The following is a 16,033-nucleotide window of genomic DNA, read 5'->3' on the forward strand; positions in this document are numbered from 1 at the left end:
GATGATTTCGAAACTTGCAACACCGCAGAATGTAAGGTTGTCGGACGAGGTCGCGGGCCGCGAGGCGACGAGGCTGTGTATCGCATTTGATGCCGTAACGGACGCAGAGGAGTACTTCGTCTGGGTCAATAATGTCGAATGGCCTACGCCGATTGTCTCCGGTTCATGGATCCACCCCTTAAACGTCAACACTGAATACGCTTTGCAGGTGCAGGCGCGCGCCAGCGGCTATGCCAGTTCCGATCTTTCTGCTGCGTACCCGACGGTCACTCGCCCGCCCGTTCCAGATGCCCCGCCGCGCTTGCCCTACGACTTACAAGGCTGGGGGATCGTGATCCATTGGTCGAAAATGGGGGGATGGCCGGGCGCCGGCTCGGAACAGGTCCGGCTGTTTCGTCGAGAAGCCGGGGGCTCCTGGGTCCTTTTGAAAGAAACAGCCATGCCAGAGGACACATTCGTGGACACTGGCTACACCTTCGGTGTGATCAAAGAATACTCGTTGCAACTCGTAACTCCTTCGACCCTCTTGGGTCAGAATGAGTCGGAGCTTGGCCCGGCGACGTCCGCATACGGGCCATTCGCGATCTCTCCCGTGGGCGCACTACCTAGCCGTATCGAAGCGGCGCGAACGGCGAGCCAGCACGCCGCACGGAAATTCATGGGTATACGTTTTTTCACCGGGTGATCCATGCCAATATCTAACTTCACCGCGTCCAGACACTCATACACCCCCGCCCATCGGTTGTCCGTGACCGAACGCGAACCCATCGGCCGCGAGCGATCGTGCTTCGAGCGACGCCCCGTCGACGATAGTGCCAAACGCCACAATGGACTGGCCCCGCTTCACAAGCGCGCTCCCCAACTAGGCCTGCAGAAATTCGAACATCGCTTTGTTTCCGATTCTCCGCCTGGATCTGACGATGTCGACGTCAAGCAATCGCTTCGCGGTGGATCGCCGACCTCCATGGCGATCCGAGCGGGTCTTGCGGAAAAGGTCAGCGCAAGGCGGGCTGCGGGAGACGCGATTGCCGCGCAAAAAGGCGCGTCCATGGAATACCAGTTCCCTCCGCTGCCTGCGGACACCCAGGAACGCGAACGACGCTTCCGAAGCCGTGAAAGGGTCGAGCCAGAGGTTGCTTTTGTACACGGCTTTGAGAGTCGCCCGCTTTTGCATGGTTGGAGAGCGTTCCGCGATCCCTTCAGCAATAGTGTGGATGCTCCGGATCCTGTCCTAGAGGAGGAGCCTGGGCTCCTCAATCCCCATCTGGGCTCCGGTCCGTTCTACGGGCGCTACGTGGGACCGTCGTCACCGAATCCGAATCCCGGCCTTCCTCTCACTCCGGTGGACAAGGCGGCCTATGTTCATGACGCCGAGTACGCTGAGATCTATCAGAGGTATCAGTACAGCGAGTTCGAATATGGCCTGTCGTTCGCGAGCATGTTCGGCCTCGAAGACGAGCCCATGCTGGTGCAATACTTCGGCTGGGCCGGCAACGCGACCTCTTTGGATCCGGCGATGCAGCTCGAGCTCGCCTGGTCGGACGCAAAACTCATCGCGGGATCCTGGTACAACATAAGAGAAGGCCTTTCGAACAATTTCTATTCGGGAGGGGCCGGCCAAAGGACCCTGGTAACGGACCTCGCTTGGGCGGGAGCAATCACGGCGCTGTATGGGCGGATTTTGATGTTCCGGCTCGGGATCGCGGCAGTTGGGTTCGGCTTTCAGCTTCTGCGCGGCTTTGCCAACGTCTTTCAAAGCATGGGCCAGTCCATTGGCGGAGATGTGGGAAAAGCCGTGGGCTGGATAGGAAGTGCTGCCAACGTCATTCTCGACATCGCGGCGGCAGTAATTTCTGTTGGGGCGATGGCCGCATTTACCTACAACGTCGTCGTAGGCGCCGTTGAGGGAGCTGTCGTCGGCGGAGTCATCTATGTTGGTGGTAAAATCGTGGAGGCAGTCGGTGACGCGGCTGAATGGGTCGGAGATAGAGTCGGATGCTTTATTACAGAAGCTGTGACCCGAACGTTAGGAGAACGGGACGACGGACCGACCTTGTCACTTTTGCGTCGATTCCGGGACGAGTATGTCGCGACGCGGCCGGAGGGAAGGAAGCTGCTCCTGACCTACCTCGAACGCGCGCCAACGATCGTCGAGGCCATTGAGCGAAGCAGTGACCGCGATGTCTGGCGGGAAATACGGAGAACATGGATAGATCCTGCCGTGGCTGCCATTCGTGATGACAGGAACGAAGAAGCCCTGGGCTACTACTTGGACATGACAAGATCACTTGCGGCGCGATTTGGGGTGACGTTGTCGTACGACGGCTCGTTATATCACTGGAAGCGAGATCCACGACTCGTGGTGACGTAGGCCGCGAAGGACCTTGGCGATCAATTTCATATGCGGCGCGCGTCAGGCGAGGCGTGAACGGGTTTGGCTACAACTCAACCAGCCCGAGACGGTACAGCCCGCTCAGTCGTGGCGCGCTGCCTTCCCCGTCGCCAACTTTTGACGCGGGCTGGCTCGCCGCCATGCGTTACGAGCCATGGAACGTCAAACGGGCTGAATTAGCCCCCGAAAGGCCCGGACATGCTCCCCCACTTAGCTAAGTGGGAAGGAGTAATGTTGGTAATATGACTAGTAGCAACTTTAAGATGGAAGTCCTTTCGGGTCCGGAACGGCGACGGCGCTGGAGTACGGCGGAGAAGCTGGCCATCATTCAAGAGATGCTACCGTGGCGGGCTTTTGACTTTACCACTTTACCTCGCTTTTCCATGACAGAATGGAATGCGGTTCGGTCACCCATCGTTCTACTTCGGAGGACGCTTCGGACGCGGAGGCGATGATCTATGTGCGATAAGGGACGGTCGGTTCGGTGCAATTCGGGACGAGGGCAAAAGAGGCAGTCTGCCGTCCGCGCGGAGCCTGAGCGCCTCGGTGGCATCCATAGTGAACTTGAGCTTTTCAGCTTCTATTTCCAGTGAGACGCTACCGCCGACTGCGGCGACAGTGTTTGTGATGGCTTCCAATGATTTCAGGCCATGATCAATGGAATTTGGCCGCGCCGGAACTCTACCCTCGCGTGCGTCCTTACCTTTCCCTTCGGCCGCATCGAACAGCTTCCGGATCGACTCGGCGGCGTTTCCGGCCGCCGCCAAGCCACTCAGGCTCGAAGCGGCCAAATCCGTCAGGTACGTGATGATCGAACCATTTTCGACCTTCGCCACAGCAAGTTCGCGCCCCGGAGAAAGACCAGCGTATTCAAAGGCTAGAGTTGATATCAAAGCGGTATAGGATTTCGCGCTGATGATGCTTTCATTGGAGATGGTCAACTTTAGGACGGGTTGATCCTTGAAGAAGAAGAACATTTCGTGCTGGCTCTCTTGGATGTGGAAATGACTTTTCCCACATCGCACTTAGCGAAAGGTTGATCCCGAAACTCATCACGTGCTTCCTCGACTCCCGTGCCCCATCGTATGCGGTCAGATCCGGATCCGTCTTGGCGATGCAGTAATGGGGTCGTTCGGCGGCTTGTCTTTCCGGGCGCATGGCACGATACGCAGGGCATGGGTCGTGAGGCGCTGGCGCCGCGATCGCGATGGGGTTTCGGCAACAGGTTTCGACCGCGACGTTTTCGTCATGAACTAGTGATCCTGCTGATCGTCAGCAGTATGTAGAGCCGCGTCCGCGGACGATCGGGACGCGGTCAGTCCATCGCGTTCTTGGCGCAGTAGTTGCACTCGTCAGCGGGATGGTCTTCATAAGATCTCTTCAGGAGATCCGTGAACTCGACGGCTTCGAAGTCAGCCGCCCACGGAATGGGGCCATGCTGGCCACGATTGCGGTCGGCCATGGCGTTTCGATAGAAATCGCGTTCGAGTTTCCACTCCCCGCCATAAACGAAGTCATGATATGGGCATTTCTTCAGGTGGCCGGTGTGAACGAGGTAATCCGTCGCATCGGCCATGTAGCCTTCCTGCTCTAGCATCATCTGCTTACTATGTCCCATCGAGCGACTCCTCCATCAAGACTTTGGTCGTCAGATATGGGCTCGCCGACGTTTGAGCTCAATAGCAATTAGGGACGGATATCACCAGCTCTGGTCTCTTTCAGCCGCGACTGAGGTTGTGATATTCCTGCTCTTCGCGGTAGGCCCGTTCCATGCGGTCGATCTTCGTCGATCGGAGGCGACCGGTCGAGCGGAGGAAGATCAGCATCGCCTCGATGTCGTTGCTGCCACCGGGAGGCTCGCCATAGCCCACAGGACGTCGAGCCTGCTTCTGCGCCCAGTAGCGGATCTCGCGCTCGGCGGGACGGTAATACATGCCGAGGCGGTAAAGCCGAGTGTCTGTCCGAACCCAGCGCGGGGGCACCATATCGTCCATCTGCACGATGGGAGACGTGTGCCCATGCTCACCGTCGGTGATATCAGGTTGGTTGAAGAACCAGCCATACAGCCATGGGCGGCCGCTCTCGCTCCGCTCCTCGATAAGCCATGCTTCAATGATCGGTGTCGGGCGAAATGAAAAACTGACCCCGCATTGCCTCAAGCAAAATGTTACCGATAGTGTTGATGCTCCCGATGGGATGGTCATGGTTCTCTGTCCCGGCTCGGGGGATGGATGACACGGCGGATCAGCATGGCGACACGGACGGAACTGGTCGAGGCAATCATCGAACGATATCGATCGAGCTGTCGGGTGGACAAGCAAAGGATCCTAGATGAGTTCGTCGCGGTTACCGGATATCACCGCAAGCATGCGATCCGAGTGCTCCGCCCTAGTGAGGCCGAGCCGCCTTGCGCTCGGCAATATGCTGTCCGGTATGGTCCTGAGGTTCGGGAAGCGCTGGTGGCTCTGTGGGAAGCGTCCGATCGTCTTTGCTCGAAACGCCTGAAGCCGCTGATTCCTATTTTACTGCCAGCCCTTGAGCGTCATGGCCGGCTCGAGCTGAACACCGAGCTTCGCGATAAACTGCTAATCGTCAGTGCAGCGACGATGGATCGGTTGCTGTCAGAGGTACGTGTGGTGGCTCGCGGTGGCCAGCGTCGGCGTGCCGGAATGAGTTCTGCGGTACGCCGGTCGGTCCCGGTGCGCACTTTCGGGGACTGGAACGATCCGCTGCCCGGTTATGTCGAGGTCGATTTCGTGGCCCATTCGGGTACCTCTTCGTCCGGCAGCTTCGCGCAGACGATGGTGCTGACCGATATCGCTACGGGCTGGACCGAGTGCGTGCCGGTGCGGACGCGCGAAAGCGGTCTCGTGATCGCTGCCATAAAGCAAGCCCGCTCGCAGTTTCCATTTCCGCTGCTTGGCGTCGACTTCGACAATGACAGCGCCTTCATGAACGAACTGGTGGTCTGCTGGTGTCGGAGCCAGGGATTGGAGGTGACGCGTTCGCGCGCCTATCGAAAGAACGATCAAGCCTGGGTCGAGCAGAAGAATGGTGCGATCGTGCGAAGGCTTGTCGGTTACGGAAGGTTCGTCGGCGCGGAGGCGACGGCAGCACTGGCTCGCCTCTATGAGGCGGTACGTCTGCATGGCAACCTGTTCCAACCTTCGTTCAAGTTGCGGGAGAAGACACGGATCGGCGCTCGTGTCATCAAACGCTACCATCCGCCCGTGCCGCCTGTTGCGCGGGTGCTGGCCCATTCCGGTGTGGCCGAGGCCGACAAGGAGCGGCTGCAGGCGATGTTGGAAAGGGCGGATCCAGTGATACTGTTTGCCGGGATCCGCGCCGCCCAGGAGGAGCTCGGAAGGCGGGTCGATCGGCGTGGCCTAAACGCCAGATCCGAAGAACCGCTCGCCGTCGATCTGCAACGCTTCACCTTGAGCCTGAAGACAGCCTGGCAGGTTGGGGAGAAACGGCCGACACATCGGAGGCCATATCGTCGGACCAAGCCTTACCCGAAAAGGCCGAGCATGCTGGAGCCATTCGAGCCCCAGATTCGAGCGTGGCTTGAGGCGGATCCGGCGCTCTCGGCAGCCTCGGTCCTGCAGCGTCTGATGAGCGCCGATCCGTCACGCTTCACGCAGAAAAGCCTGCGGACGGTGCAGATGGCCGTCAAGGCTTGGCGTATCGAAACAGCCGGGCAGATTATTCTCGATGGAGACTGGATGAAGCGCGCGCCGTTATCTTCTCCCGCCGCGGCAGGAGAAGATAACGGCCATCTCAGCGCACAAAACTTCGGTAACATTCGTGGGTGAGGCAATAGGGGGGGTCAATTCTTCGATTCGCTTGACAATCGGAGCAGCGTCGAATTCTGTAGCGGTCGGCCGAGCTGCTACGAACGGATCTGCCTTAGGGGAATAGGGATCGCGAGCATTAAGGGGGCCTGCGAAAGGAACGCCCTTGCCGAACTCACCGTCAGCGTGCTCGCTGCAGACGACCTTCCAAAGACCGTGGAAGCTGTGCAGACGTCCACGGCGCCCACAGACCTCACAGATGTGAAAAGATCGCGCCGAGGCCAGCTGGAGGGCCTCATCGATCGCACGGCGAGCATCAGGTGCGACGTCTGCCGTGGCATAGTGGATACGCAAACCACCCATCTTCTCTTTAACGTGTAGCAGCGTGAACGAGCCTCCTGCAGTCATCGCTTTGTCGGCATCGGCGAAGAATGCGTGCAGGATGCCCAGCCAGCCATCGCCGCACTCGATCGCCAATGGGCGGTCGCCGAATCCGAAGTGCTGGTATCGATCGCCTAGGCCGGTGATCAGGCTCATGGCTTGCATCCTTTTTTTTGCGAGAAGTGATCGCGTTCCATCCTGAAGGGTCAGTCGTTGTCGGTGTCTGAACGACGTATGCGCCGCCTCCACCCCATTGATTTTGCGTGTTTGTGACCATTGAGGTTTCTGCCTTTCTGCCAGAATGTTTTCGGCAAGAGCTGGAGATTTGGCATGGCGGATGGTGAAGGATTTGTCGGACGATGCGAAGTGGTGGAGCCTCGTCGGGGAAACCGACGCTGGCCCAATGCTGTGAAAGCGCGGATTGTTGCGGAGAGCCTTCAGCCTGGAACCCGGGTCGCTGACGTAGCGCGTCGTTATGATCTCGTTGCACATCAGCTTTCGAGCTGGCGACGACAGGCGCGTCAGGGTCTTCTGGCGCTGCCTGCTGAGCTGCTGCCGGTCATGCCGGCCTTTGCGGACGGATCTATCGAACCTGCCTTCGTGCCACTGGCGATTACGACGGAGCCGAACATGACTTGTGATGCTTTGCCGACCCCGGAGCCGGTCGCGGCCGCTTCGCAGATCGTGACGGTAGAAATAGGGGCAGACCTCGTGATGCGGGTTCCCGGCGATGTACCGGTTGATCGGGTGGCGGCCTTGGTGCGTGCGATGCGAGCGCCGGCATGATCGTCGCGGGCCAACGCTTGCCGATCCTGATCGCGACGCGGCCGGTGGACTTCCGCTGTGGCCATCAGGCGTTGGCCTTGATGGTGCAGACCGAGTTAAAGCTTGATCCGCATTCCGGGGTGACGGTGATCTTCCGGTCGAAGCGCGGGGATCGTCTGAAAATCCTGGTATGGGATGGCACCGGAATGGTGCTGACCTACAAAGTCTTGGAACAGGGCAGCTTCGCCTGGCCCAAGGTGCAGGATGGAACGATGCGGCTGTCGCGGGGACAGTTTGAAGCCTTGTTCGAAGGGCTTGACTGGCGACGCGTGATGGCGCGGCGAGTGGTGCCCCCGGCTGCGGCAGGATGACTCACCAGCTTAATTTTGGCATTGTTTTATTGGGCTTTTCTGCTTCGCTTTGCTATGAAGACACATGTCGAAGCCGATCGATCTCAGCCAGTTCCCGGACCTCCCTCCCGAGGTATTGAATGCCTTTGCGGCAGTGCAGTTCGAGCTTTCGGTCGAGCGTGCGGCACGCCAGCATGAGCAGGCGGTGGTGGCCGAAAAGGACGCCTTCATCAGCGAGCTGAAGCAGCTGATCGAGAGGTTGGAGAGCCAGGTTCAGGACTATCGGCGCACGAAGTTCGGGCCGAAATCGGAAAAGCTTGATCCGACGCAGATGGAACTGGCGCTGGAGGACCTGGAGACGGCGATTGCCGAAACGCAGGCCCAGATCGCCTTCGTCGAGGAAAAGATCGCGGCCAGCGCCGTTGATCCCGCAAAGGCTGTTCCTCGCAAGGAGCGGAGGCCACGCGCACTGCCCCAGAGCCTGCCGCGGGTCGAGCGGGTGATCGAGCCCGACAGCATTGTCTGTCCCTGTGGTTGCGGCAACATGGTTCGGATCGGCGAAGATCGGACGGAACGGCTCGATCAAATTCCGGCACGCTATCAGGTGATTGTCACGGTCCGCCCGAAATACGCTTGCCCCAAGGGGCGCACGGGCGTCGTTCAGGCCAGAGCGCCGGCGCATTTGCTGGAGGGCAGCTGGCCGACCGAGGCCCTGTTGGCGCAGATCGCCGTGTCCAAGCATTCCGAACATATGCCGCTGAACCGGCAGGCCGCGGTCATGGCCCGACACGGAGTGCCGATCGACCGCACGGTCCTGGCAGATTGGATGGGTCGGACAGGTGCTGCGGTCGCGCCGGTGGTCGACCACATGGCCAAACGGCTGATGTCGGAAAGCGCGCGGCTCTATGTCGACGAGACCACGGCTCCGGTGCTGGATCCCGGGCGAGGCAAGACGAAGACCGGTTATCTCTGGGCCGTGCTGCGCGACGACCGCGGCTGGAACGGATCTGCGCCACCGGGCGTAGTGTTCCATTATCGACCGGGGCGTAAAGGCGAATATGCAGCAGAAATCCTCGACGGCTTCAACGGCACGATCCAAGTCGATGCCTACGGTGGCTACTCGCACCTGGCTACGCCAGACCGCACGGGCGGGGACCCGTTGAAGCTGGCCTTCTGCTGGGCGCATGGTCGCAGAAAGCTGATTAAGGCCAAACCCAAGAAGGGGTCGCCCATCGTCGACGAGGCGCTGTTGGGCATCGCCGCCCTCTACAAGATCGAGGATAGCATCCGCGGTTGCGATCCCGATCATCGCCGGGCTGTCCGCCAGAACCTGTCCCGTCCGCTGGTGGACGAGTTCTTCACCTGGTTGGCAGCTCAGGCCAAACGCGTCTCGCGCAAGTCCGACCTCGGCGAAGCCATGGCCTATATGCTGAGACGTCAAGACGGCTTCCGACTGTTCCTGGACGACGGCTGCGTCGACATCGACTCCAACCTCGTCGAAAACGCGATCAGAAGCCCCGCCATGAACCGCCGCAATGCGCTATTTGCCGGGCACGATGAAGGCGGCCGTAATTGGGCCCGTTTCGCCAGCCTGATCGGCACATGCAAGATGATTGGTGTCGAGCCCTATGCCTATTTGCGCGATCTCTTCATCAGCCTCGCCAACGGCCACCTCGCCAAAGACATCGAGGCCCTCATGCCCTGGGCCTATGCGCAACGCAGCGCCTCACAATGAGCTCGTCCGGGACTCCCCGATGAGCTCACAGGACCTTCCGCAAGCGATCGACATCGCCGTTGCAACCGCAAAATCAATGGGGCGGAGACGCCGCATACTGAACGACTGAGGGTAATATTGTTGAAGTCGGGCGCCAGCGAATTTGGAACCATTCCGACCGCTCAAGCAGTACTTTCTGAAGTTCTTGCCCGTCATCGTGCGGGGGAAATCAGGCTGGCTGGATGTCAATACTTGCAAGATCGAACACGGCGTAGCCCTCGCTCGTTACAATTCCGTCCTCGCCCAGCCAGTCCTGCCGAATGGTCCCAGGCTTTGCTATCGCAAGGTGATCAAGTGCGATGACCATCGCCGTCCGCCGCCTCCTGATTGAAGGTATGCGTATATTTCCCAAGTCGGCCAAGGAGTTGACTGGCCGAATTCCAAACCGCCCAGCGACTGCTATCGAGTAGACGCCCTCGTGCGGGTGTTCAGATGGCAAATCGGAGAGCGAGATATCGCTTGCAGTCGTGTTTTCCTTTGACCGATCCCACAGGTCTCGAGCCGCCGGCTGCGCCTTGATCCTAAACAGCGGACCTGGATCGACTGTGCTGTCGCTTCTCCGCAGACTGCGAAGCATGGGCCTGCCCAGCCCTTCCGCCATCGAGGCGAGCCAGGTTCGCGCAATTCCTCCCCGATAGCTCGATGCCTCGTCGTCTGTAAGGGATCGCCCTCGACCTGGGGGATCCCACATAACGATGTGTGGATCGTGCTGTTTACGGTCCGTCGCCCAAAAGTTCGCGACCACCCAGCCCTTTGCGGCTAAGGAGGCTCCTGCTGGGTCGAAGACGTCGATCCGGTCGAACTGATCCTCGCCATTTTTCACGCAGGTCGGCTTTTCGGGAGGCTTAAACTGCTTGTCTCCGCCCGACAGGACGCCCTTCGCCTCACCAAGGATAAAGTCATCGGAGGTTCCGCTCCAGGCGATCCAGTCCGGTATGTCGCCGGAGGCATTCCGTTTCACTTGGGTCCCGTTGCTCAACAGCGTCGTGTTGCGCTGCAGGGGAACGAAGAACCGCGCTGACGTGCGCGCTCCCAGCATCGCCCTTGCAAGATATCGACCGTACAACCCGGATTGCGCACGCCGTATTTCCGCGCTGTTGCCCATATCCTGCCACCTCAGCCAATAGGTATCGCTCTGGCTAAGTTGCTCGGAAAACAACCGGAGCCATGCGGTCGTCAGGAGACCTGTCTGGAGGGTCTCCTGCGACGCCGCAAGTGCCATGCGCCACATGCTGATCGCCGCTATCGAGGTTCGGTCGTGGGACGGAGTGACCGTCCTCACCCACGCGTGTCGGATTGGAAACGGCATTAGCAGTGATCTCGCATTGAAGACGTAAAGGCGAAGGCATGGCGTGGGGGACGGCGGTGACGAAGTCGCATTTAGCTCCCGGACACCAACATCTGATCCCTTTCAGCCAGCACGCCTTGACCCTTCAGGTGCTCGATGCGCGAAGCGATCGCGTCGCGTAGCTGACTGCTGGTCGCCTTGAAGCCCATGCCTCTGGATACCGCGTTGATGGCCTCATCGGGCGTCGCACCCAAACTCGACTGCACGGCAGACTTCAGACCCTCGTCGATTTCCATCGGCGGAAGCATCTCGACGCGACGGAGCCCCAGGGAGGTGACATTGCTACGATCTCGGAGCGTGATGCCTGCTCCGGGCCACAACAGGAATTCTCCCGACCTGAGGATGTCGCCACCATTCACGGCGACGCGGATCGCGTTGCCCACGTGGTTGTCGATGCGGTTGCCAGCGCGCTGAAGTCCCCAGGCAGTCCGGATTCGAGTGACGATCTCGTCTCGGTGAACCGGTCCTTCGACCGCTACCGTTTCCTTGATGAGCTCGACCATTCGGCCTGTCGGCAGTTCGTGCAGCTCTCCGGAAATCTCCGGGCGCAGTTCGGCTTCTTGGTAGAGGTTGTCCTGGTCCCGTTTTGCGATCGGCTGGAGACCGATCTCCGTGACGTCGTCGCGCTCTATCGTCACCACCTCGATTGGAACGGCATGCGACGGCGCCCGCGGCTTGCTGTCGGACAGCGCGTACGTCTTCGCCCGCTCGATGGCACCGACAAGGCGTTCGAGTTCGGCCTTCGGCCGCTGAAACCAGTCCGTGCTCCAGATCCGGTGGATGGACCACCCGTGGTCCTCAAGAACCGCCTGGCGTAGCCGATCGCGATCACGGGCCGACCGCGATTCGTGATAGGCCGCACCGTCGCACTCGATGCCGAGAAGGTATTTTCCCGGAACCTCGTCGTCCGCGATCGCAAGGTCGATGAAGAATCCGGCGATGCCGACCTGTGGGTGCACCTGGTAGCCCCGCTCCTGCAGCGCCCCCATCACCTGCTCTTCGAAGACGCTGTCCATCCCCCGGTCGGTGCGCTGGGAGATCGAAAGGCGCCCGGTACGGGCATAGTGAAGGAAGAGCTTGAAGGCAAAGACGCCTTTGCCCTTCCCGCGCTCGAGATCGATGTCCTCGTCGGTGATCGATGCGTAAACCTCGCAACGCCTCTTTGCACGGGAGATCAAAACGTTGAGCCGCCGCTCCCCGCCCTCGGCGCCGAGGGGGCCGAACCGCATGCCCATGTATCCCTGCGCATTCCGGGCGTAGGCGACGGAGATGAGGATCACGTCACGCTCGTCGCCCTGCACGTTTTCGAGGTTCTTCACGAAGAACGGCTCGTTCGGATGCGAATGGAAGAACTGCTCGGTTTCGGGATGGTGCCGCCGCAGCAATTCCAGTTGATCCTGGATTTCGCGCCGCTGCTTGATAGAGAACGCTGCGACCCCGAGCGAGAGGTTTGGGGACTGCAGCGCGTGGCGGATGATGGCCTCGGCGACGACCTTGGCCTCCACTTTGTTCGCTCCGTCTTCAAAGATTCCGTTCGGCACGTGATGGAAGCGCAGACCCATGCCAGCTTCCTTCGTGTAGGGGCTCGGCACGATGAACAGCTTGCTATCGTAGAACTGAGAGTTCGAGACTGCGATCAGGGACTGGTGGCGGCTGCGATAATGCCAGCGGAGCATGCGTTCCGGCAGGCCCCTTGCAGAGAACAGACCGAGGATGCTCTCGATGTCGGAGACCTGCGCCCCGTCTTGATCGTCATCCTCCTCAGAGCCTCCGGACGTCATCTTCGAGAAGAAGCGGGTGGGAGGGAGCTGCCGCTCGTCGCCGACGACGACGACCTGCCTGGCCCTTGCAACCGCGCCGAGAGCGTCGACCGGCTGGATCTGACTGGCCTCGTCCATCACGAGCAGGTCGAACTCCAGCACGCCCGGAGGCAGGAACTGAGCTATCGACAAGGGGCTCATCATAAAGACCGGCTTCAATGCTTGGACGGCGGGGGCGGCACGCTGCATCAACTGCCGGATCGGCATGTGGCCGCGACGGCGGGCCATCTCGCCTCGAAGGATGCCGACCGGCCCCATCCCTGTAATCGCCGGAATTTTCCTGTGGTGCGCGCGAACGACCTCAAGCCTGGAAAGTGCCATCCTGCTGCGGTCGAGGTTCGCGAACTCCCCGACGAGTCGGTTGTGGACCTCGCCATCGAAACGCGCCAGCTCCGGATCGTGGCTGTGCTGATCCCGGAGGATGGCCTCGTAGAAGGCCATCTCGAAGGAGACGATCGTATCGTCGGGAGCGATCCGGCCGTCTTCGAGACGGTGGACGACTTCTCCAACGCCCGCCCCGACCGCGTCTTGAGCCCGTCCCTTGTACGCGGCCCACTTCGATAGCTGCTCCTCGGTGGCGATCCACTCGGCGAGCTTTCCGTCGAGCCGGGCAAGGTCCAGGGTGGCGACCCTCGAAGCTCCTGCCACGAGGGGCAGGTCGGCCCTCAGGAATTCGAGGATGTCCGTCACGGTTGCCGAGAAGGCATCGCTCGCGGCGAGCGTTTCCGCTGCGATCGCCGCGACGCGCCGACGGTCGGCCACGCGAGACGCCAGCAGACGTATGTCCGGGTTTTCGGAAATCCACTTGCTGATCTCGGACAGAGAACCCCAGTTGGAGCCCGAACCTTGCCATTCCGGCCCGAAGGTCGCGCGTCCCAGTTCAGCCGCGTCGTCGATCGTCGTCTTGAGTTTTTGAAGCGAGGCGAGAAGGCGCAGCATCTGCACGCGCCCGCCCGCATTTTCAGGCATCGCTCGCGTCTGGCTCGCGTATGCGCGGTCCGCCTCGGCAATATCTCGGAGGACCGGCGTGGCCTGAACGAGCCCCACTTCCTGCGGATCGACCGTGTCCGGGAACAGACTCGCGGCGCCTTCGCCGAGGTCGATCCAAAGCTGAATCAGATGGCGCCTGGTCTCGTTCAGGAGCGTCTGGGCCTGATCGCATCGGGTCGCAACCGCCTGCTTGTCGGTCAATCTGCTGGCGATGAGGCGTGCTTCGGCGCTCACGCCGCGCAGGCTCCGCATCCAAAGGACGAGGTTCTCCAGTGGCTTCGGATCGGTGCGCTCGCCGCGCCAATCGGCGCCGAATGCGGAGCGTCCGAGAGGATCCCCCTCCTTTATGGCGGCCCGTGCCTGCTTGCCCTTGTGAAGCAGATCAAGGATTCGTACTGTTTCTTCCGGAGCCGCTTCCGGCATGACCGTTCTGAGAAGCGCTTTTGCCTTTCTCCATTCGCCGCTAAGGAACTTGAAGAAGCGGGTCCCGTGCATTGCGACCGCTGCTCGCGCGGCCGTAAGGTCCGTATCCCAAGCCTGATCCGAGACCTTCCCGCTCAGTTCGGCGCTGATCTGCCTGAAGGTCGCGACGGCCTCCGCGACGTCGTTCGCCTGATCAAGGCCGCGTTCCCAGATAGCTGCCACGAAGGCGTCGGGGCTGGCGTCCGGCGCCTCGGCGACGCGCTGTCCGATCGCGATGAGCCGCTCGATGGAAGCCAGCGTCGGGGACGCGTTGACGCCGAGGGTCGTCCGCAACCCGTTCGCCGCGGTCAGGAAGCGCGGGATCAATCCCGTGAGTTGCGCTAGGGTATCGAAGCCTGAATGCGGAAAGTCCTTCGGTAGCCGTTCGAATTGAGCGAGGAGTGGCCCCGGTGCGAGGTCCCAGGCGCCGTCAGCCATCAACGACGCGAATTGTTGCGACAGCCGTTCGAACGTGGATCCGTCCTCAAGGACCTTCGCGACCTCGCTGCCACGTGTGGCCCAAGCGGGGCCTGCCAGCGCCTCGTTGCTTGCCTGCTCCGGGCAAGTGGCAAGTCTAGCAGCCAGCGCCGCCTCCTCTGCGAATGCCTGGAGCGTCGCAGCCGCCGGGCGGTGCAACTGCTCCGACACCTCGCCGATCGCTTCCACGACCTTCGCAAGCTCGATCCTCACGTCGGCGAGACGTCTCATCAACCGTTCGAGATCGAGCGGCGTGATCCCTGTCAGGCCGACTCCATACCAAGGGTGTCCGGTCGGCAGCCCTATGTCCCTGATGCGTTCAGAGAGTTCGGACAGGAGCATGACGACGCGCTCTCTGGTCACGGGGGACCACTTGGTCGCGTCTGACAAGTAGATCTCGGAGGGCGGCATGCCCTGCCGGCGGAGGCGGGCGAGATGGCCGATGACCTGGTACGGGGAAAGCTCATACGGCATGTAGACCTGATGCAGGCGCGCCGGATGGGCGTTCAGCGCGTCCCGCGCTTCCGTCAGCCGTTGATCCAGCGCCCCGCCGGCATCGCCCTTTGGAGCGCCAAGATCCCAGGTGTGGTGCAACTGGGCAAGGAGCGCTCGTTTGTTCGCCTTGTTGCTGTGGAGTTCGAGGCAGGCGTCTCCCGCCCCGGCCTGGTCGAGGCGCCGCTTGACGACCTCGAGCGCCGCCATCTTCTCCGCGACGAAAAGCACCGACTTACCGTCGGCGACCGCCGCCGCGATGATGTTCGCGATCGTCTGCGACTTTCCAGTGCCCGGCGGTCCCTGGATGACGAGGTCGCGGCCGCGTCGTGCCTCATGGATCGCGATCGTCTGCGAGCTGTCCGCGTCGACGATGTGTGTCATGTCGCTCGGGGCGATGTGCTCGTCGATCTTGGCGTCCTCGGCCAAGAGCGCCTCCGTGCGCGAGAAGCCGTTGGAGACCAGCGAGGTGATGAGCGGGCGATCCGTGAACCTTGCAGTGTCGGGCCAGAGCGCTGGATCGAGGTCGCGATACATCAGGAACTTCGCGAACGAAAAGAAACCTAGAACGATGTCATCGGGCTGAACGCTCCATGTAGGCTTCAGGGACACGGCTTGCGCCACTTTGGCAACGTAGTCCTCCAAGGAAAACTCGTCCGACGCCTCAAATGACGGCATCGTGATCTTGTGGACGCGATCGAGAAATGCTTCGAGCGAGAGGTTGGATGCGAAATCGTCCTGTCGAACTCTCAGCTTAAACCGCTCGGCGGCGCTCCCACGCTCGAGCGACACGGGCACGAGGATCAGGGGCGCATAGCGGACATTTTCGGCATTGTTCGGGTCGATCCATTTCAGGGTGCCGAGGCCGAGGAACAGAATGTTGACACCCTGCTCCTCTTCGAGCGTGCGGGCGTCGAAGTAGAGGTCGAGGAGCCGCTTTTGCAACGCGCTGGGCGTCATCCGCGTCTGCAGCTTCGTGTCCGCGTGG

13 protein-coding genes are annotated in these 16,033 nt (G+C 60.9%); 7 read left to right on the forward strand and 6 right to left on the reverse strand.

Annotated features, from left to right (window positions below; all coding sequences use genetic code 11):
• Nucleotide 1: 1 nt before the first annotated feature.
• The 3 genes from AC1Z3V_RS26510 to AC1Z3V_RS26520 all read left to right on the forward strand — a co-directional run bounded on the left by AC1Z3V_RS26510 (nt 2) and on the right by AC1Z3V_RS26520 (nt 2,371).
• Nucleotides 2–685 carry a hypothetical protein gene (locus AC1Z3V_RS26510; protein WP_483502628.1) on the forward strand — a complete coding sequence of 228 codons (684 nt, stop codon included), beginning with the start codon at nt 2–4 and terminating at the stop codon, nt 683–685.
• 959 nt (nt 686–1,644) lie between these two features.
• Nucleotides 1,645–1,905: an H-X9-DG-CTERM domain-containing protein gene (locus AC1Z3V_RS26515; RefSeq protein WP_483502629.1), complete on the forward strand. Its 261-nt coding sequence runs from the start codon at nt 1,645–1,647 to the stop codon at nt 1,903–1,905.
• Nucleotides 1,865–2,371: a CFI-box-CTERM domain-containing protein gene (locus AC1Z3V_RS26520; RefSeq protein WP_483502630.1), complete on the forward strand. Its 507-nt coding sequence runs from the start codon at nt 1,865–1,867 to the stop codon at nt 2,369–2,371. The genes AC1Z3V_RS26515 and AC1Z3V_RS26520 overlap by 41 nt, the downstream gene beginning before the upstream one ends.
• A gap of 440 nt (nt 2,372–2,811) precedes the next feature.
• On the opposite strand, the gene AC1Z3V_RS26525 is transcribed toward AC1Z3V_RS26520, so the two are convergent.
• The 3 genes from AC1Z3V_RS26525 to AC1Z3V_RS26535 form a co-directional block, all read right to left on the reverse strand.
• Nucleotides 2,812–3,369, reverse strand: coding sequence for a hypothetical protein (locus tag AC1Z3V_RS26525; protein WP_483502632.1), 558 nt, complete (start codon nt 3,367–3,369; stop codon nt 2,812–2,814).
• Between the two features lie 338 nt (nt 3,370–3,707).
• Nucleotides 3,708–4,010, reverse strand: a complete 303-nt coding sequence (locus AC1Z3V_RS26530; RefSeq protein WP_483502634.1) for a hypothetical protein — start codon at nt 4,008–4,010, stop codon at nt 3,708–3,710.
• A gap of 100 nt (nt 4,011–4,110) precedes the next feature.
• Nucleotides 4,111–4,596 carry a hypothetical protein gene (locus AC1Z3V_RS26535; protein WP_483502636.1) on the reverse strand — a complete coding sequence of 162 codons (486 nt, stop codon included), beginning with the start codon at nt 4,594–4,596 and terminating at the stop codon, nt 4,111–4,113.
• Nucleotides 4,597–4,623: 27 nt separating this feature from the next.
• Between AC1Z3V_RS26535 and AC1Z3V_RS26540 the strand changes: the two genes are divergently transcribed.
• Nucleotides 4,624–6,207 carry an integrase catalytic domain-containing protein gene (locus AC1Z3V_RS26540; protein WP_483497941.1) on the forward strand — a complete coding sequence of 528 codons (1,584 nt, stop codon included), beginning with the start codon at nt 4,624–4,626 and terminating at the stop codon, nt 6,205–6,207.
• Here AC1Z3V_RS26540 and AC1Z3V_RS26545 read toward each other — a convergent pair.
• A complete protein-coding gene (locus tag AC1Z3V_RS26545) occupies nt 6,133–6,723 on the reverse strand; it encodes a hypothetical protein (protein WP_483502638.1) in 591 nt (196 codons plus the stop codon). The two genes, AC1Z3V_RS26540 and AC1Z3V_RS26545, sit on opposite strands and share 75 nt — an antisense overlap.
• A 174-nt stretch (nt 6,724–6,897) precedes the next feature.
• On the opposite strand from AC1Z3V_RS26545, the gene tnpA reads away from it, so the two are divergent.
• The 3 genes from tnpA to tnpC all read left to right on the forward strand — a co-directional run bounded on the left by tnpA (nt 6,898) and on the right by tnpC (nt 9,417).
• On the forward strand, nt 6,898–7,353 hold the full coding sequence (tnpA, locus tag AC1Z3V_RS26550; protein ID WP_483497908.1) for an IS66-like element accessory protein TnpA: 456 nt from the start codon (nt 6,898–6,900) through the stop codon (nt 7,351–7,353).
• The gene (gene tnpB / locus AC1Z3V_RS26555) at nt 7,350–7,703 is read left to right on the forward strand and encodes an IS66 family insertion sequence element accessory protein TnpB (RefSeq protein WP_483497907.1); all 354 of its coding nucleotides are present in this window, start codon (nt 7,350–7,352) and stop codon (nt 7,701–7,703) included. Before tnpA ends, tnpB begins: the two co-directional genes overlap by 4 nt.
• A gap of 64 nt (nt 7,704–7,767) precedes the next feature.
• Nucleotides 7,768–9,417: an IS66 family transposase gene (gene tnpC / locus AC1Z3V_RS26560; protein WP_483497905.1), complete on the forward strand. Its 1,650-nt coding sequence runs from the start codon at nt 7,768–7,770 to the stop codon at nt 9,415–9,417.
• A gap of 208 nt (nt 9,418–9,625) precedes the next feature.
• On the opposite strand, the gene AC1Z3V_RS26565 is transcribed toward tnpC, so the two are convergent.
• Nucleotides 9,626–10,678, reverse strand: a complete 1,053-nt coding sequence (locus AC1Z3V_RS26565) for a hypothetical protein (protein WP_483502639.1) — start codon at nt 10,676–10,678, stop codon at nt 9,626–9,628.
• 158 nt (nt 10,679–10,836) lie between these two features.
• Nucleotides 10,837–16,005 (reverse strand): DUF3320 domain-containing protein, encoded by a 5,169-nt coding sequence (locus tag AC1Z3V_RS26570; RefSeq protein ID WP_483502641.1) that lies wholly within the window; start codon nt 16,003–16,005, stop codon nt 10,837–10,839.
• Between the last annotated feature and the right edge of the window lie 28 nt (nt 16,006–16,033).

The sequence above is a fragment of the Ensifer sp. 38_S197 genome, from assembly GCF_056924495.1.